This window comes from Vibrio sp. Vb2880 (assembly GCF_033337975.1).
GTDB lineage: Bacteria > Pseudomonadota > Gammaproteobacteria > Enterobacterales > Vibrionaceae > Vibrio > Vibrio alginolyticus.
In genome coordinates, this window is sequence record NZ_JAWORT010000004.1 from 247,241 (window position 1) to 264,512 (window position 17,272).

Here is a 17,272-nt window from a genome sequence, read left to right on the forward strand (position 1 = left end):
TAGGCTCGTCGGAATGACGGGAAACAATAAAAGATCGATACCAGCAGCATTAACCGATCTGCACTTCAAGATCCGCTTCGATGGTTGATGAGCAGGCGAGCACATAGCCTTGTTCAATTTCTTCTGGCGTCAATGTTTCTAGGCTGGTGGAAGAGACGTTGCCTTGACGAACCTTGCATTTACACGAGCCACAAATCCCGCTTCGACAAGCGACGATTAATGGTAAACCTGCGCCTTCGAGCACATCGGCCAGTACCTGACCTTTTTGCGCATCGATGCTTTGAGCAAAATCAGGAACAGAAACGTTAACCGTCTCATCGGAGACCGATGATTCTGCGCCAGTCGCTGGCGTAAAACTCTCTTGGTAGAAGTTCGTCATGTCAAAACCAAGATCATTCAAATAGCCGTGAACATCTTGCATAAACTGGCTTGGACCACACAGGTAAACGGTGCGTTGCTTGAAATCAGGAACAAGCTCTTTAATCCAGTCGGCATTCAAACGACCTTGTGGGTGTGACGTTCCTTCGCGGTTTTTCAGCAACAGCTTTAAATGGAAGTTGGGATATACGGCGTCTAACGTTTCTAGCTGATCGTAGTAAATCGTCTCTTCTGGGCTGCGTGCGATATGAAGAAATGCGATGTCCACATCGTTGTCGTTTTCATCTTGATTACTCAGCCAGTGTTTTGCCATCGAAAATACGGGCGTGACGCCGCAACCTGCACTGATAAGCAAGGCTTTTGTTTCGCCATCACGTAACACGGGTGGATGGTCGATGCAGTTAAATTCGCCTGCTGGTGGTAATGCTTGAACGGTATCACCTAGCAGCAGCGAGTCAACGATGTAGTTCGATACTTTACCGCCAGATACTCGTTTGATGGTGAGTTGAAGGTGATCGTCTTCATTGATCGAGCTGATTGAATAGGCGCGAAACTCCATTTTTCCATCAATTTCCACGCCTAAGTTAATAAACTGGCCAGGCTTAAACTGAAACAGAAGTGATTCGGTTAGTTCGGCCAATTTGATGCTGACGGTGTCGTGTGTTTCGAAGTATTTGTCGATGCAACGGAGTGTGACGGGTTGGTTACCTTGCCATTCAAAAAACATAACAATCTCTTTGGTTGTGGCTATTTTTGGTTCGAAATAGATAGCGCCTCCGCGTAAGGAGGCGCGTAACAAGCAGGTTTATTAGGCTGCTAGGATGGCTTTTAGATCATCCTGAACATTGCCAATACTGCGCATATCGAACTTCTCTTGGATGATGGCGATTAGGTTTGGCGTTAGGAATGCTGGTGCAGTAGGGCCTGTGTAAATGCCTTTCACGCCCAATGCAAATAGCGTTAGCAAGATAACGATCGCTTTTTGCTCGAACCAAGAAAGCACAAGCGTGAGTGGCAGTTCATTGATGTCACAGTCAAACTCTTTCGCCAGTGCAAGTGCAAGCTGGATTGCAGAGTAAGCATCGTTACATTGGCCCACATCCAATAGGCGAGGGATGCCGTTGATATCTCCGAACGTATTCTTGTTGAAGCGGAACTTACCACACGCCAAGGTCAGGATTAGCGTGTCTTCTGGCGCTTCAGCCGTAAAATCGGTGTAGTAGCTGCGTTCCGCTTTATCACCATCACAACCGCCGACTAGGAAGAAGTGTTTGATGTTGCCTTGCTTCACTTGGTCGATAACCGCAGGGGCGGCGTTCATCAGTGCATTGCGACCAAAACCAACCGTGATGTGGTGTTCGATTTCATCGTGTTGGAAACCGTCTTGCGCTAGAGCACATTCAATCACTTGGCTAAAATCATCGCCTTCGATGTGAGCCACACCAGGCCAGCCAACAATACTACGAGTGAATAAACGGTCTGCGTATTGACCCACATTTGGATTCAACAAGCAGTTTGACGTCATTACGATTGCACCAGGGAAGTTGGCGAATTCTTTCTGCTGGTTTTGCCATGCGCTGCCGTAGTTACCGACAAGGTGAGAGTATTTCTTCAGCTCAGGGTAGCCGTGTGCAGGCAGCATTTCACCATTGGTGTAAACGTTAATGCCTTTGCCTTCGGTCTGTTGCAGGATTTTTTCTAGGTCATGCAAATCATGGCCAGAAACAAGAATACATTTACCTTTTACTGGCTTGACGTTCACCGTGGTTGGTTCTGGATGGCCGAAGGTCATTGTTTCACCTTGGTCGAGCATTTCCATCACTTTGTAGTTCATCAGGCCGATGCGCATTGAGCAATCAAGTAGTTCGCCGAGATCTTCAGGGTCTGTGCCCAACCACGCCATGATTTCATGGTATTCGGCATAGATATCGTTGTTGGTTTGCTCAAGAACACGTGCGTGCTCCATGTACGCGGCTGCACCTTTAAGTCCGTATAGGCAAAGTAGGCGTAGGCCAATAACATCTTCATGTACTTGGTCCTTACCACGGTTCACCGCGACTTGAGGAGCAAAAGCTAAGATTGCTTCTGCGCTATTTGGTAGCTCAAAGTGAGCAACAACAGGGATGTCAGCAACTTCGGTATCGGCGAGTGTTGCAGCAGACATTACTTGCTCTTTTAACAATGCTTTGTACGTTGCGGCTTGAGAAGTTAACTCTAGGATGCGTTCAGGGTCGAAGTTAACGTTCGTCAATGTAGAGAAAAATGCCTTGGGTGCCCATTGGTTGATTTCATCGTTAATGATGTTGAATTCAAGTGCTTTTGATGCCCAAAAAGAAACCCCTTGCAGTGTGTAAACCAATACATCTTGCAGGTCAGATACTTCAGAAGTTTTACCACACATGCCTTGTGCAAAAGAACAACCTTTAACAGCAGGGGTTTGAATTGTCTGTTCACATTGAATACAGAACATATTGGGTTCTCCAGTGATTGTTTTAATAGTCGTGATGTTGACCGCTAGAGAGCAGAATGTGTGCCAATTATTATCTTGTTGATTTGTATTGAATTTTATCAGATTTAGGAGAGTGGTTGATGTAATTAAGACAACGCAGTTGATGTCTTAATCACATCGACTTCTTGTGGTCGGTTATTTATTGATCCCGAGCTTTTTACCCATCCGATATAAGTTCCCGCGATCCATTTGTAAAAACTCCGCTGCTTTTGCCCAAACGCCACCAGTTTGGCTCAAAGCATGTTCAATTAAATCACGTTGATAGCTTTCTATTAGCTCTCGCATTGGCTGGCTTTCTTTAGGCAGATAATGCGATGTGTTTTTTACATCATCGAGAGCTAATGAGGTGTCAAAATGGTTAAGCATGATCGTGCTTGCACCTTGTTGAATAGCGTGTAAAGCCGCGCGAGTTAAAGTGTGTTCGAGCTCGCGTACGTTTCCGTACCAAGGTAAAGACTCCAGTTGAGTCAACACTTTAGGGTGAACGTGCAGATTGGGTGCATTGAATTGTTGGCGTACTTTTTCCAACAAATATCCTGCTAAAACGGGAATATCCCCGTCACGGGCACGCAGTGGGGGGACTTGGATTGGGAACACGTTCAAACGGTGGAAAAGGTCTGCTCGAAACGTGCCAGATTCGACCTCTTTTTCTAATTGTCGATTGGTCGCGGCGATGATGCGCACATTGACCATCAAATGCTGATCGCTACCTACACGTTGCAGCTCGCCTTGCTGAATTACGCGCAGCAATTTTGCTTGCAAAATCAAAGGCAGTTCGCCCACTTCATCAAGGAAAATCGTTCCACCGTCTGCCAGTTCAAACTTACCGGCACGGTGGCTATTAGCACCTGTAAATGCGCCTTTGACATGGCCAAACAGTTCACTCTCAGCCAGACCTTCAGGCAGGGCCGCACAGTTGACGTAAATCATCGGCTTATCGCTACGATGAGATTGCGCGTGTACCGAGTGCGCGACCAGTTCTTTACCAGTACCGGTCTCTCCTGTGATAAGTACTGCGTAATCTGATTGAGCAACAGTCGCAATGTTGTTTCGTAACTGGTTGACCTGTGGACTCAAACCCACCATTTCGCCATGTTGAGAACGGGCTTGCTGGATAAGGGTTTGAGTGACGCTTTTTTGCTTCTGGTTTTGCGCTTTGAGCGCTTTTAACTGAGCAATGTTACGCAATGTCGCAGCGGTCAAAGCCGCAAAGGTTTCGATAGCGACAGGATCGATGCCATCAAACGCGCCCACCGTTAGTGCATCCATCGTTAGTGCGCCAACAAGTTGGCCTTCGACATACAAGCTAAAGCCCATGCAATCGTGAACATCAATGCATTGGTCTTCAGTTAATAGTGTGCCGTCGAAAGGATCCGGCAGTGAACAATCGGCATCGAAACGCACCGGTTCACGGCTATGAATAATGGCATCTAAGCGAGGGTGCGCTTTGGGGAAATAGCGACGACCTAAGACCGAGCTGGATAAGCCTTTTACCGCGACAGGAGTTAGAAACCCATCCTCATCGAAGATAAACAGGCAGCTCGCATCACATGGGAATACTTGCGCGACCCCATCAATGAGGTTTTGATATTGCTGCTCATGAGAGCGATTAGAGCTGAGGTTTAGCGCGATATTAAGGAGTACGTGGTCAACAGTCGGAGTCATAACAAGCCCAAAGTTATCTGGAATGGGCTCATGCTAGCAACTTGATGTCATTTGAACATCGAAAGGTGTGGGAGATTGATGTTCCATTGACGACGATCAAGTTTGATACGAAAAGAAACGCGCAAGTTAACAAGCCAGTGATGTAAGCTTGCGCGGGTTAGGTGTTTGAATTAAAGCAGGCCAAAGGTTTGGTTCGTCCGAATTAACGAGGAACGACTCTGGCGTCATTACCAGAAACATTGATTTGGACCGCTTGGCCTGGTTGGAAAATCATGTTTGGATTTGCTTCTTGAACAATAGAGATAATCTTTCCGTCCTCTAAACGAATGGTCAGATTCACGCCATTTCTTTTCGCGGTTGCTTCAGCCGCTTTGCTGCCTGCATAGCCACCCAATAGACCACCACCAATGGCAGCGATATCCGAGCCAGAACCGCCCCCAACTTTTGAGCCTAAGATCCCGCCCACGGCAGCACCAGCGATGGTGCCAATGGCATTGGATTGGGTAGAGGCATCAATGGTTACGGGTTCTACTTTTTCTACTGTGCCGTAGTAAACCTGCTGAACTTTGCGAGTGTCGGATGAGCCGTATGCATCTCCGTACGGGTTAGGTGAGCTACAGCCGCCAAGCACGAGCGCACAAGTAATGGTGAGCAACATGCCTAAATTGATCTGTTTTTTCATATAGCCTCCGAATGGTTTCTTCATTCAAAGAGTATATACCCCAATTTAACCTGCGTTTTGGTGCTTTATAAAACAGTGGCTTAGCGGCCTGTCCCTTAAGGAAACGCGATTGTCTAAGCAGTATTAATGATCGTTAAGCGTATGAAATCCTGAATAAATACGTGTAAAAGTAGTAAACCAGCATGCCGCGCCAAAGATATACGCGATGACGGCAAAGTGTTGCGGTAGCAAACAAAATAAAACCAAGCAGCCAATGGTTTCTGTACCTTCGGTTAAGCCGCTCATGTAGTAAAGCGATTTGTTTTTATATACCGGATTATCGATGCCTTGTTTTCCTGCCATGATGGCAAAAGCCAAAAAGCTGCTACCAGTGCCGATGAAGGAAAAAATCAAAAATGCGCCTGCAACGGCATTGTGCTCTGGGTTGGCAAGCACAAAGCCAAAAGGAATCAACGAATAGAACAAAAAATCTAAGCTGATATCAAGAAAGCCACCCGCATCGGTAATGCCTTGAATCCTTGCCAGTGCACCGTCTAACCCATCACAGATTCTGTTCAGCAAAATAAACAGCAACGCCAACAAGTACTGTTCGGTGATCAAAGCCGGCAGGGCAAAACAGCCAAGCACAAAACCAAATACTGTCGTCTGATTTGCGGTGATGCCACATTTATCGATATATGTCGCACTGAGTGCCAGCGGTTTGCGGATGAGCTTTATACTCAGGCTATCAAGCATGATTTGTCTCCCACGGCCAGTTTAGGCAGCGGCTGCCATCAGGAATATCATCTTCATCGTGCGTTACCATCAAAGTAGGGATGTTCGCTTGCTGCAATTGTTCGACCACCCAATTGCGAAATTGTACACGCAGGTCTTTATCCAACTTGCTATAGGGCTCATCAAGTAGCGCAACTTTCGGCTTTGCTAGCAGCATACGAGTCAATGAGATACGGGCGCGTTGCCCTCCCGAAATTTGGTCAGGAAAGGACTCTGCTAGTTTGGTCAATGAAATGTTCTTCAGTGCTTGCATGGCGTGAGCTTTACGCTCTTCACCTTTGATTGAGTTTGGTAGCGCGAAGGCAAGGTTCTCCCACACCGTTAAATGAGGGAAGAGCAAATCTTCTTGGAACAGAATACCGACCTGACGCTTATGGGCAGGGAGGGCATCCAACTTTTCGTTATCAAGCGTAATGGATCCAGAGTAGTTGAACTCGGCGGATAGGTGCCCGGCAATGGCATCCAACAAAGTGGATTTACCACAACCGCTAGGCCCCATCAGGGTAACGATTTCACCTTTTTCTACGGTCATATTGAACGCCGAGAAAAGCGCGTCGCCATTGGTTTTACGGATGGCGAGGTTTTCGAGACAAAGACTCATTCAGTAGTAAACCTTTTATAGACAAGCGGCGATACTTCCTGTGCAAGTGGCTAAGCAGTATCGCAAAAGAAAAGAACAAGAATGGCAGCAGAGCTTGCCAAATAGCGTAAATAGCGGTGACACGTCGGTCAAAACCACTGGATAGTGCAACGGCTTCGGTTGTGATGGTGCTAATGCGCCCAGCCCCTAGCACCAATGTTGGTAGGTATTGCGCCAGGCTGACACTAATACCGACAGCCCACGCGAATGCAATTGCAGGCAGGAGGATTGGCAGTTTCACTTTTAACCAAGCTTGCATCGGTGATTTACCCAAGCTGAGTGCGGCGCGAGTTAAGCCGTTATCGAAGCTGCGCCACGGACCGTCTAGCGAGAGGTAAATAAATGGGAACGCAAAGAATATATGCGCCCAACATACCCAAAAGAAATACGCATTACTGTTTAAGTACAGCGTCACTACTTGCATACCGAATAGCACTGATAGCTGAGGAATCAGCATTGGGATGGCGATGATGTAACCGGGCACCTGCCAGCGATAACGGAGACGATACTCATGTGCTATTAAAGCAAGAACTAGCGCGACAGTCGCGCTGATTAGGGCGATTGACATACTTTGTTCTAGAGTCCCTAGAATACTGTGCCATTCGTATTCCCAAAAACGCAGGCTGTAACGGCTTGGGAGCAAATCTGGAAAGCGCCAACGTTGGGCAAAGCTCCACAGCACCATGAGTGGAATCATTAGAAGTGCAAGTAGCGCGACCAGTGAAAATAGGGTTTTACCGGGTAAACGAAACCCGTTTCGACCAGAGTACTGCCAGCGTTTGAAGCCTTTGGTAATACACCATTCCATTAAGCGTGCAAATCCAATCAAAAGGCTTGCGATCGCAAACAGTATTACTGCGCCAGCGGCCGCTCTTGGTAGGAGCGATAAATCTGGATCGTTAAACCATTGCCATACCAAAACCGCAAACGTCGGCGGGTTGGTGGGGCCAATAATCAGGGCGACATCGACAACGGACAAACTGTAAGCCAATACCGCCAGCATTGGAAAGCGCAGTTTTGCTATCCACTGTGGGAACACGCATTTCCACCACGCTTGCGCCGAACTGTAGCCCATCGAATGACTGACTTTTTCAATCTTATCGACTTTCAATTGCTGAAGAATTGGAATACTCATCAACAATAAAAACGGCACTTCTTTAATCGCAAGCATGATGATCAAACCGAGTGCGTGCGGATCTTTAATCAGCAATGCTAAGTCATTCACCGTTTGTGCATTCGGGTCGTAACCAAACAGTTGGTTGAGAACCCTAACGCCCATACCAGTTGGGGCAAACAAGAACGCAAAGCCAATCGCAAACGCTACGTGCGGCATGGCAAGAAGTGGCGAGAGGCTTACTTCAATTTTTCGCCAAAACTTACTGCCCCAAGAGGCTTGCAAAATCGCAAATGTGATCAAGCAAGCCAAGTAGCTACTGAAAATGGCAGAGTAGAAAGTAAGCCCGATGGATGTCCAAACACCCTCCCAATCAAAAACAGCGTTAAAGCCATCTAAAGAAAAGTGGTGCAAGCCGATAGGAGGCACATAACCGAGCGCAGAGACCACCACTCCAAGTAGTCCCGGAATGGTAGGCAAAATACAAACTGCGATAATGACTAAATACAGCGCTCTTAACATGGATTCTTACTAATTCCCGTAGCGTTTCAACCATTCTTTTTCTAACGCCGCTTGCCAACTTGGATGTGGCTCAGCGATAGATTTGAATTGTTGAGTGTTTTTGGCCGAACCAGTTAGATATTGGTTGCTTAGTACCGAAGGGTCGCCCCAGATGTTTAGGTTACCTTTGCGAGACTGTGCTTCAGGGCTCAATAAAAAGTTTATCGCAACTTGTGCACCAGCACTGGCATTTGCGTTCCAAGGAATCGCTAAAAAGTGGATATTTGAGAGTGCTCCTGCGTCCATTGCGTACGCTTTGGTGCTCTCTGCAAGATTACCGCTCGACTGCGCAGAGAAAACCGCGTTCGGGTTAAAGGTAATCGCCAGGTCAGTCTGACCATCATCTAGTAGCTGAAGGGTTTCTGCTGTACCGCCTGGAAACTGCTTACCACCGCGCCAAGCGACTTTATGGAACTCATCTAGATAAGACCACAGCGGTTGAGTGACTTGCTCAAACGTGTCATCGGTAACTGGTTGTTGCAGCTCAGGGGCGTTGTTAGACAGTTCAATGAGTAATGCTTTGATAAAGCTTGTGCCATGAAACTCTGGTGGTCGAGGGTAAGTCAGGCGATTCGGGAACGCTTTTGCATAGCTCAGCATTTCTGCGAATGATTTTGGAGGGTTATGGAGGGTTTGCTCGTCATGGATAAACACTAATTGTCCTACTCCCCAAGGTGCTTCTAGACCTTCTGTTGGCTCGGAGAAGTCCACATCAATTGGTAGAGATTTATCCACATATTGCCAGCTTGGCAAACCTTCGACAAAAGGACCAAATAGCAATTGGTTATCCTTCATTGATTTGAAGTTTTCGCCATTGATCCAAACCATATCAACACTACCACCGCTGTTTTTGCCTGCCGCTTTTTCTGCGATAAGTCGAGTAGTGGTCTCAGAAATATCCGTCACTTTAACGTGGTTTAGCGTCACGTTATAACGTGATTTTAGCTCTCTACTCGCCCACTGTATGTAGCGATTAATTTCTTGGCTTCCGCCCCAAGCATGAAAGTAGACGGATTGCCCGTCGGCTTGTTGTTCGATTTTTTGCCATTCGCTATTCACTGATGAATCGGCAAAAGAAGGTGTCGCAAAAGTCGTGGCTAAAATGCCAATGCTGCTGAGTAGCTTTTTCATATCTATTCCGTGTTATGTCTTTTGGTGCTTGCTTTCGTTTCTATTGATGTTTTCGCAAGTCGTTCCGCTCTGTTACAAGGATAGTAATTCATCTCTCTCTATTATCAATGCCAATCCCAAACGGAATCACTCATTGATTCAAAGAATTACTCTCAATGTGAAGCAAAACGAATAAAGGACAAATTTGGTGTCATTTTAGGAGCGGACCGTTTGTTTGAGGATATTCTTTCAAGTAATTGAAAATTATTGTCCCCAGAGATATGAATAGGTTGTTTTACAGAGCAAAATTGATGTCTAAAGCATGGAATTGAGGGCGAAAAGAGAAAGAAAGTTGGCTATTTAAATGACTTTAGCATGCATGACTAACGATTCATCGATATAAAAAAAGCAGCCGTTTGGCTGCTTTAAGATACTATCTGGTTTACTTAGTTGGGATTAGTTTACCCAGTCACGTAGTGTAAACGTCAATTCGTGATCGGCACTTTTCAGAACAAGACCATCTTTAGTTAGCGTGATATCGCTCCAGTTAGATAGTGTTTGTGTCATTGCGTTTTCGATCTTCATTTGATCTTCCATACACATCTTCATGGTCATGCCCATTTTTTCGATGCGTAGTTGGTTGTTTTTCAGCTCGGCTTGACCGAAGAAGTTGTTACAACCTGCGTTGCCGTTTGCGGTTAGATTTTCACCGATTTCTAGGCGAGCCGCTTTTTGGTGTTCGTCTAGAACGATATTTTTGCCATCAACTTGAACAAGTTCCCAGTTGTGGTGCTGCAAATCTTGAGCCGTTATTTCTTTCACATTATCACCGTTGCTAGCACAAGCAGTCATAAGAACAGGGAGAGAGATTGCTGTAACTAACGTTTTTAGGCTAAGCTTCATTTTATAGACTCCGTTTTTATAAACGCGGTAAGTATAAGTAATAAAACACTGTTTTTGTCAGCATAAGGTTATGGTTTCGTATGTTTTTGACATAACGAAGTATATAGCAAGTTTTGTTGCTGACTAATCTTCTCATTATTTAAACTAGGCCAATACGCCCTAATATGGAAAGAGCGGTTTTAGTATGGAGCAACTGGAGTTTTTTACTGTCCCAAGCCCTTGTGTTGGAGTATGTACCTCCGATGAAAAAGGGTATTGCAAGGGGTGTATGAGAAAGAGAGAGGAAAGGTTTAATTGGCTTAACTTAACCCCCGCTCAGCAGTTGCACGTTATTAAGTTGTGTCGTCAAAGGTACAGAAGAAAGATGTTGGCAGGGAAGACGAAGTCAGAACAGCTTCAAGATGAGTCATCGCCTCAACAAGACTTATTCTAGAACTCTTGTTCAGTCTGTGGGGTTACGCCTTCGCTTTCGGTTCTGATTAGGCTTTTACATATTCCCGGTCCGGCAAGGTGTCCTTTAAGAACCGGGAATCTCCTATCCATTTTCCCTACAGAGCGGTAATTGGCGTTATTTCATCGACCAACGGTCGCTAACCCAGCCTCCCGCTTGTTCGTCGAAGTGATTTCCTGAAAATCGATGATTGAATTCAACATCTAATTTACTTGTTGGGCGTTCATCCATCAGTTGATGAATATATCTCGCCATAGGATCCGTACAAGCTTCACGCTCTCTACGGGTAACTACTTCTTTGATCATTTGGAGTCTGTAGCTATTGCTGGCTCGTTTCATTTTTGACCTCCAGAACTCGATGGCAGCAGTTTGAATACATTGACGTCCAGATCGCTGCTCATTAGTGTGCGCGTGGAGGCACATCACCATCGTTTGAAGTCCAAAGACAAATTGTTTGAGAGCAGTGTTTGTAACGCCATTCACATCTTTCTCAGAATCATTGACTATGCGATTAAAAATGTTTCGCGAAATTTAGCCGATGAACCTGCATATTTAAAAGACCTTATCAAACATAGAAGCCCAACACAGGGGCGTCAATAACACAAATGAACAATTTTTGAACATATTGTGAAGGTGGAGAGTTTTCAGTAATTTATCGAAAATAAAAAACCGAAGCACAAAGCTTCGGTTTTAAGGAAAGCCCTGACGAAATTGCTTGTAAAAGCTCTTAGCGCCAGGGGTAAGGTGTTGAGTATTAGCTACCAGTTGCAGGACAACCTTTTACTGGTTGGCCATTACTGAAGTACTTGATGTTCTCTAAGTTCTTGTTGTAGTTATCCGCAGAGATTTGTGGGTTGTTTACGAAGAACTCGCGCAAAACGTATGCATCGGTTAGCTGTGTAGATTGAACATCGATGATTGGATAGTTATCGCCACCAGCAGCACTGAAGCTGATTACAGAGAATGTGTACGTTGCGTCTAGATCGAAGCCTTTATTGTTAATATCGGTAATGGTTACTGAGCCAGCATCACAATTTACATCTAAAGTGATGTTATCTAGTTGAGCGTAAGCACCAGAACCTGCAGATTTCGTCGCAACCACGTCTAGGTATTCTTTAACTTCTTTACCTGTCATAGTTGCTTTAGTCACGAAGTTACCAAATGGCTGAACCGTTAGTACGTCACGGTAAGTGATATCACCATCTTGGATTGAATCACGCACGCCGCCAGAGTTCATCACACCAAAGTCAGCATTTACCGTTTTGTAAGTACGGTATGCCTCGCCGAGTAGGTGACCTAGGTTAGTTTGTTGAGAGCGAACTACGTTACGATCACCTTCTAACTTACCCGTCGTATTAGAAATCTTCTCATCTAATAACTCTTGACCTTGTTGTTGGTATGGCAGTAGTAACGCTTTTACTGTTGCATCTTGTTGAATTCGTTCACCGATAACTTCATCGTTTTCGTCTAGAAGGTTTACAGGAATCAGTGCGTAGTTCGCTAAGTGAAGCTTGCCGTCGTAGTATTCGAAGTCAGCACGACCCACATATTTACCCCACTCATGCGCTTGCATAATCCAAGTGCCTTTTTGTTGGTCTGGGGCACAATCATCCCCAGGTTTAAAATCAGCATACTCATTGGTACCTGGTTCCATACATACAGGGTTTTGTGAGTGACCACCGATGATAGCGTTTAGCTGTCCTTCTTCAAGAGAGCGAGCGAGTTTCACGTCACCTGGTGCTTCACTACCGTTTTTACCATCTTCGTAGTGACCCATGTGCGTCGTTGCAAATACTAGGTCTACCTTTTCGTTCTCTTCGATTTCCTTCAGTACCTTTTTGATTTCTACTTGAGGGTCTTCGAAGTGGATGTTTGATACGTTGTCTGGATTGACTAGCTTCGCAGTGTCTTGCGTTGTTAGACCAATAACAGCGATCTTAAGGCCGTTGATAGTAAATACTTTGTAAGGGTCGAAGTAACGCTCGTTTGTATCTTTTTTATAGATATTCGCAGCCAGCATAGGGAAGTCAGCTAGCTCGGCTTGCATATCGAGAATATCTAGTGAGTTATCAAATTCGTGGTTACCGACAGCCATTGCATCGTAACCAAGTAGGTTCATCCCTACGAAGTCTGGAACCGCATCTTGCATGTCTGATTCTGGTACACCGGTATTAATATCACCGCCAGATAGCAGAATGGTTTCACCGCCTTTTGCTTCGACTTCTGCGCGGATAGATTCGATTAAAGTGTGACGCGCAGCCATGCCGTATTCGCCGTCGCTGTTATGCCAAAAGCGACCATGGTTATCGTTAGTGTGGAGAACGGTGAACTTGGTACAAGAATCTGCAGTCTCGCAGGTTACTGGAGAATTGTCGCTGTCTGAGCCGCATCCTGCTAGCGCAGCGCCCACTGCCACTACCAAAAGAGATTTGGAAAACTTCATAAGGGATCCTTTCTTTGTGATTTTGTTATTGTTACGGCGTGAAATATACGGAATTAATGTGAAACTTTAGTGATCTATCTCTTATTTATACTTCTATCGGAGAAATGAATTAATAAGCCTGCAAACTACGTCTATAAATAAACAGAATTGGTATTTAGTATTTATTTTATATAGCTAGCTCTATTTTTTGTGAGGTAGTTAATTGAATGTGTGTTGTTTGTGTGAATCAATGCGCATTTTTGCGAAGTATTACGCTGATTTTGGTGATTATTTTGCCAAGTTTATGTTTTTCCTAATAGGTATGACACAAATCGTTATAAATTTTCGCTCTGATGATGAGGGGTGGCGGTTTGTATGCATAATGAACAGCACAGAGCTTAAACTCATTTGATCATGGCTTTATTCTGCCAAACTCTATCAAAAATTGTATTTATCTCTTTACTATAATTGCGATCGTTTAGAAACCTTATGCTTTAAGCATCGTTTATTTATCCTCATCCGATACCTTATCGTGCTTATTCCGCATTTGACACTCGAATGTTTAAACAAATAGATTCAACCTAATGAGTCAAAATGAAAAGTAAATAATGGATCGTTCTTCTTCGAATATTATGATGTGAACTATCATTTAATTAATGAAAATGAAATGGATTAATGTAAAGCGTTGCGACTGTAGCTGTTATCTTTGAGCTTTGGTTTAAAGGGTAGGGTTAAAAGAATTTGTAAGTGGTGAACGCTAATAAAGGATGCTTATGAGATACACAGTAAGGGACGCACTCAAAAAGGAAGCAGCCCAAATCGCCAAGATACACGTTGATTCTTGGCAGGTGGCGTATAAAGGATTAATGCCAAAGAGCTACATAGAGCAGTTTACGATTGAGCGTCGAGAAAGGATGTGGGCGCGAGTGATGACGGAGCAACTGGCCCAATTGATCGTAGTTGAGAGGCAAGGAGAAATTGTTGGCTTTTTAAGTTACGAGTTACCTAACCACACCAGCGAAGATAAAACGGCATTAGTGACATGTTGCTACGTTACGCCGCTACATTATGGGCAAGGAGCAGGAAGTGCACTGTTAGATGAGTTAGAGACACGTTTGCTCTCTACGTCAGTTATGCAGATCAGTTTGAAAGCACTGGATACTAATCAACAGGGGCTTAACTTTTACAAGAAGTGTGGTTTTGTGCGTACTGGAGAGGAAGAGTCGGAAGTGATTGAGAGTATGACGCTGACCGATCTCACTTTAGTGAAGTATATTGCCCGTTCATAAATCAAATGCTATATGCCAAATATAGTAAAACCCCGGAGGTGGTAAGACTCCGGGGTTTTGAAATTTTGTAGATGTCTCGGTTGGTAAATCCGATTATCTTTTATGCAAAAGGTTTGGATTTAATCCGATTAATTCCTTGGTAGGGAATTAGATACGGATGAAGTCCATGTGTTCAACTTTTGGCTTGAACGCGTGACGTTGAACGTCTTGTGGCTTAACTTTAACTTCTTTGCCATCGATAACTAGAACGATGCCTTCGTAGAATTCAGGCTTGTCCATTTGGTTTACGATGTCGTCGTGGTTAAGAACGATAGCTACTGCTGCTTCTTCACCGCCGTATACAACTGCAGGGAATTTGCCAGCGTGACGTAGGCGGCGGCTCGCACCTTTACCTAGTTCAGTACGTACTACTGCTTCGAATTTCATAGTATTTACTCTCAAATTAGTAAAAATCAAATGTTCACAATCAACAATGCGACCTTGTTGTTCGTGGTAAAGCTTGAAACAGGAACTGTTCAAGCGAGCGCGGATACTATCATTCCACTTATAAATGGGCAACCCAAATCGTATCCAAATCAACAAAAAGGTATGATTTAGCGGGGTGGAAGGCTATCCCTTTTAACGCTTTGCTTGGATTTTGTTCACATCGACTTCATTTTCATCGGTTTACTGATCATGGTCCGAAAAACAAAGTTTATGTGTTATATGCTTTATGTTCGGCCGAGATGTAAGACTAAAGATGCTTTTAATCCACCTAAAGCGCTTGTATCCAATGTTAATTGACCTCGGTAACTGTGTGCCATTTCACTGACTATGTTTAGACCAAGACCTGAGCCAGGGGTTGTTTCATCCAATCTAACTCCTCTCTTGATTACTTGACTCAGTTTCTCTTTAGGGATGCCTGGCCCATCATCTTCAATAATGATGTGTATATTTTCCTTATCCTGAGAGGAGTGCACACGAATCATGCTGTTGGCCCACTTATAGCCATTTTCTAGCAAGTTACCTAGCATTTCATCGAGATCGGTCTGCTCTACTGCTACATTCAGCTCTGAATCAAGTTCATTAATTAAGGTAATGCTTCGGCTCGCATACACTTTATCAAACGCCATTGAGATAGCATCCACACGATCTGCTGGGTTCGACTTCACTGATAATATGTTCATCGATCCGGCCATACGGGCACGACCCAAATGGTAATCGATATGGTCTTGTATTTGATTGATTGGAGCTCGGAGACGGGATTGTGCCTCAGGTTCTAACGTCTGAACTTCATTTTTTAGAACAGAAAGTGGCGTTTTAAGTGCATGAGATAGGTTACCTGCATGATTGCGAGCTCTCTCTAGTAATTCTTGGTAATGGAACAGCAGAGCGTTGAGGTCGAAGATTAGAGGAGAAATCTCTTTTGGGTAGGTTTCTTCTAGACTCTTTTTATTACCAGACTTCAGCTCGGCTAATTCTTTTTGTAGCTTTGTAAGCGGACTCAATGACCAAGCAATTTGCAGTAAAATGACGGTAAGCACGCCCGCGAATAATAAACCCAAAATAAGCCAAAGTTGGCCGATTAACGTCTGAAGGGTATTTTTAATGGGCTCTTCGTCAATACCAATAATAATGTGAATAGGACCATCGTAATCAGGAAGATACAGCGCTTTTTCTAGCGTAATTAGTTTTTCGCCTCTTGCTCCATACGCATCTTTATCCAAACCTTTGTATTCGATTTTTTTGTCCCACAAAGAACGAGAACGTTCGAGGCTTGCCTCTGTAGAGGCACTCCAATACAAACCACTGTAAGGTCGGTTAAATCGAGGGTCTGATAGCTGAGCTGCGAGTGAAAGATGCCCGGTGTTATCAACTTCTAACTGTGCTGCGACTTCATCCATAAAAATGCTGAGCTGTGAGCGAGTGTCATCAACCATATAGTTGTAGACCTGCGTCGGTATCGTCACACCAGCGGCGAGGATCATTGCCGTTAACCAAACGATCGCCGCTAAAACGAGGCGACTTTTGATACTCAGTCGTTTTATTGCGTTCAACGGTAGCCTGTTTCTATTCGGCATTTAATTGGTATCCCAACCCTCGGACAGTTTTGATGATCTTTGGTGCGATTTTTTTGCGAATTCGGCCGATAAAAACTTCGATTGTGTTGGAGTCACGATCAAAGTCTTGTTTGTAAATGTGCTCGACGAGTTCGGTTCGAGAAATCACTTTTTCCGGGTTATGCATAAAGTAAGCGACCACTTTATACTCTAGCGCCGTCAAGCTTACCGCTTGCCCTTGCCACATGACTTTAGAAGTGCGTGTATCCAAGCTCAAGTCGCCAATTTGCATCACAGGAGAGGCATTACCAGAGGCTCTTCGAAGCTGTGCACGAATACGAGCGATAAGCTCAACCATTTCAAATGGTTTAGTTAGGTAATCGTCTGCACCTGCGTTTAAGCCTTCAACTCGCTGCGTTAGGGTGTCGCGAGCGCTTAAAATCACGACAGGAGTATTAATGTTTTCATCTCTGATGCCTTTTAGGACGGTAAGACCATCCAGTTTTGGCAACCCGAGGTCGAGAACAATGGCGTCCCATTCTTCCGAGGTCGCGCGATACAGAGCGTCTATGCCATCTTGGGACAATTCTGGTACCCAGCCGGTACTTTCTAATGTTTCGATGATTTGCTCGCCTAAACGAGGATCATCTTCAACAACAAGTATTTTCATATTGATGATTCTTATTATGTTTGGATTTTTATCGAAGTAAGCTACGCATCGCGTCTGGATTACGC

At 44.7% G+C, this 17,272-nt stretch carries 16 protein-coding genes; 2 read left to right on the forward strand and 14 right to left on the reverse strand.

Features of this window, described 5'->3' with window-relative positions:
- Positions 1 to 49: 49 nt before the first annotated feature.
- The 9 genes from R7M92_RS06735 to R7M92_RS06775 form a co-directional block, all read right to left on the reverse strand.
- Entirely contained in the window at positions 50 to 1,105 is a 1,056-nt protein-coding gene (locus R7M92_RS06735; protein WP_262580395.1) for a hybrid-cluster NAD(P)-dependent oxidoreductase, read from the reverse strand.
- Between the two features lie 81 nt (positions 1,106 to 1,186).
- Entirely contained in the window at positions 1,187 to 2,848 is a 1,662-nt protein-coding gene (hcp, locus tag R7M92_RS06740; RefSeq protein WP_138939981.1) for a hydroxylamine reductase, read from the reverse strand.
- 174 nt (positions 2,849 to 3,022) lie between these two features.
- A complete protein-coding gene (gene norR / locus R7M92_RS06745; RefSeq protein WP_318132969.1) occupies positions 3,023 to 4,552 on the reverse strand; it encodes a nitric oxide reductase transcriptional regulator NorR in 1,530 nt (509 codons plus the stop codon).
- 202 nt (positions 4,553 to 4,754) lie between these two features.
- Positions 4,755 to 5,234, reverse strand: a complete 480-nt coding sequence (locus tag R7M92_RS06750) for a glycine zipper 2TM domain-containing protein (RefSeq protein ID WP_005386695.1) — start codon at positions 5,232 to 5,234, stop codon at positions 4,755 to 4,757.
- Positions 5,235 to 5,357: 123 nt separating this feature from the next.
- Entirely contained in the window at positions 5,358 to 5,969 is a 612-nt protein-coding gene (locus R7M92_RS06755) for a CDP-alcohol phosphatidyltransferase family protein (protein ID WP_047100743.1), read from the reverse strand.
- Complete coding sequence (locus tag R7M92_RS06760; protein WP_042522013.1) at positions 5,962 to 6,609, reverse strand: ATP-binding cassette domain-containing protein; 648 nt, start codon at positions 6,607 to 6,609, stop codon at positions 5,962 to 5,964. Before R7M92_RS06760 ends, R7M92_RS06755 begins: the two co-directional genes overlap by 8 nt.
- Entirely contained in the window at positions 6,575 to 8,284 is a 1,710-nt protein-coding gene (locus R7M92_RS06765; RefSeq protein ID WP_238844518.1) for an ABC transporter permease, read from the reverse strand. The genes R7M92_RS06760 and R7M92_RS06765 overlap by 35 nt, the downstream gene beginning before the upstream one ends.
- Positions 8,285 to 8,293: 9 nt before the next feature.
- On the reverse strand, positions 8,294 to 9,454 hold the full coding sequence (locus R7M92_RS06770) for an ABC transporter substrate-binding protein (protein ID WP_042522009.1): 1,161 nt from the start codon (positions 9,452 to 9,454) through the stop codon (positions 8,294 to 8,296).
- Between the two features lie 435 nt (positions 9,455 to 9,889).
- On the reverse strand, positions 9,890 to 10,336 hold the full coding sequence (locus R7M92_RS06775) for an META domain-containing protein (protein WP_065274387.1): 447 nt from the start codon (positions 10,334 to 10,336) through the stop codon (positions 9,890 to 9,892).
- A 184-nt stretch (positions 10,337 to 10,520) separates the two neighbouring features.
- On the opposite strand from R7M92_RS06775, the gene R7M92_RS06780 reads away from it, so the two are divergent.
- Positions 10,521 to 10,769 (forward strand): DUF1289 domain-containing protein, encoded by a 249-nt coding sequence (locus R7M92_RS06780; RefSeq protein WP_205460902.1) that lies wholly within the window; start codon positions 10,521 to 10,523, stop codon positions 10,767 to 10,769.
- A gap of 135 nt (positions 10,770 to 10,904) precedes the next feature.
- Here R7M92_RS06780 and R7M92_RS06785 read toward each other — a convergent pair whose 3' ends face one another.
- Positions 10,905 to 11,126: a hypothetical protein gene (locus R7M92_RS06785; RefSeq protein ID WP_005386686.1), complete on the reverse strand. Its 222-nt coding sequence runs from the start codon at positions 11,124 to 11,126 to the stop codon at positions 10,905 to 10,907.
- A gap of 415 nt (positions 11,127 to 11,541) precedes the next feature.
- Positions 11,542 to 13,230 carry a bifunctional UDP-sugar hydrolase/5'-nucleotidase UshA gene (gene ushA, locus R7M92_RS06790; protein ID WP_005378064.1) on the reverse strand — a complete coding sequence of 563 codons (1,689 nt, stop codon included), beginning with the start codon at positions 13,228 to 13,230 and terminating at the stop codon, positions 11,542 to 11,544.
- 752 nt (positions 13,231 to 13,982) lie between these two features.
- On the opposite strand from ushA, the gene R7M92_RS06795 reads away from it, so the two are divergent.
- A complete protein-coding gene (locus tag R7M92_RS06795; protein ID WP_017634886.1) occupies positions 13,983 to 14,498 on the forward strand; it encodes a GNAT family N-acetyltransferase in 516 nt (171 codons plus the stop codon).
- Positions 14,499 to 14,645: 147 nt separating this feature from the next.
- On the opposite strand, the gene rplY is transcribed toward R7M92_RS06795, so the two are convergent.
- From rplY to R7M92_RS06810, 3 genes are all read right to left on the reverse strand, one after another.
- Positions 14,646 to 14,924 (reverse strand): 50S ribosomal protein L25, encoded by a 279-nt coding sequence (gene rplY / locus R7M92_RS06800; RefSeq protein ID WP_005378066.1) that lies wholly within the window; start codon positions 14,922 to 14,924, stop codon positions 14,646 to 14,648.
- Between the two features lie 284 nt (positions 14,925 to 15,208).
- Positions 15,209 to 16,558, reverse strand: a complete 1,350-nt coding sequence (locus tag R7M92_RS06805; protein ID WP_258657255.1) for an ATP-binding protein — start codon at positions 16,556 to 16,558, stop codon at positions 15,209 to 15,211.
- The gene (locus R7M92_RS06810; protein WP_005378073.1) at positions 16,548 to 17,207 is read right to left on the reverse strand and encodes a response regulator transcription factor; all 660 of its coding nucleotides are present in this window, start codon (positions 17,205 to 17,207) and stop codon (positions 16,548 to 16,550) included. Before R7M92_RS06810 ends, R7M92_RS06805 begins: the two co-directional genes overlap by 11 nt.
- Positions 17,208 to 17,272 lie beyond the last annotated feature (65 nt).

Coding starts and splice junctions, on each gene's coding strand:
- R7M92_RS06735 (WP_262580395.1), bottom strand. CDS start 1,105: ATGTTTTTTGAATGGCAAGGTAACCAACCCGTCACACTCCGTTGCATC.
- hcp (WP_138939981.1), bottom strand. CDS start 2,848: ATGTTCTGTATTCAATGTGAACAGACAATTCAAACCCCTGCTGTTAAA.
- norR (WP_318132969.1), bottom strand. CDS start 4,552: ATGACTCCGACTGTTGACCACGTACTCCTTAATATCGCGCTAAACCTC.
- R7M92_RS06750 (WP_005386695.1), bottom strand. CDS start 5,234: ATGAAAAAACAGATCAATTTAGGCATGTTGCTCACCATTACTTGTGCG.
- R7M92_RS06755 (WP_047100743.1), bottom strand. CDS start 5,969: ATGCTTGATAGCCTGAGTATAAAGCTCATCCGCAAACCGCTGGCACTC.
- R7M92_RS06760 (WP_042522013.1), bottom strand. CDS start 6,609: ATGAGTCTTTGTCTCGAAAACCTCGCCATCCGTAAAACCAATGGCGAC.
- R7M92_RS06765 (WP_238844518.1), bottom strand. CDS start 8,284: ATGTTAAGAGCGCTGTATTTAGTCATTATCGCAGTTTGTATTTTGCCT.
- R7M92_RS06770 (WP_042522009.1), bottom strand. CDS start 9,454: ATGAAAAAGCTACTCAGCAGCATTGGCATTTTAGCCACGACTTTTGCG.
- R7M92_RS06775 (WP_065274387.1), bottom strand. CDS start 10,336: ATGAAGCTTAGCCTAAAAACGTTAGTTACAGCAATCTCTCTCCCTGTT.
- R7M92_RS06780 (WP_205460902.1), top strand. CDS start 10,521: ATGGAGCAACTGGAGTTTTTTACTGTCCCAAGCCCTTGTGTTGGAGTA.
- R7M92_RS06785 (WP_005386686.1), bottom strand. CDS start 11,126: ATGAAACGAGCCAGCAATAGCTACAGACTCCAAATGATCAAAGAAGTA.
- ushA (WP_005378064.1), bottom strand. CDS start 13,230: ATGAAGTTTTCCAAATCTCTTTTGGTAGTGGCAGTGGGCGCTGCGCTA.
- R7M92_RS06795 (WP_017634886.1), top strand. CDS start 13,983: ATGAGATACACAGTAAGGGACGCACTCAAAAAGGAAGCAGCCCAAATC.
- rplY (WP_005378066.1), bottom strand. CDS start 14,924: ATGAAATTCGAAGCAGTAGTACGTACTGAACTAGGTAAAGGTGCGAGC.
- R7M92_RS06805 (WP_258657255.1), bottom strand. CDS start 16,558: ATGCCGAATAGAAACAGGCTACCGTTGAACGCAATAAAACGACTGAGT.
- R7M92_RS06810 (WP_005378073.1), bottom strand. CDS start 17,207: ATGAAAATACTTGTTGTTGAAGATGATCCTCGTTTAGGCGAGCAAATC.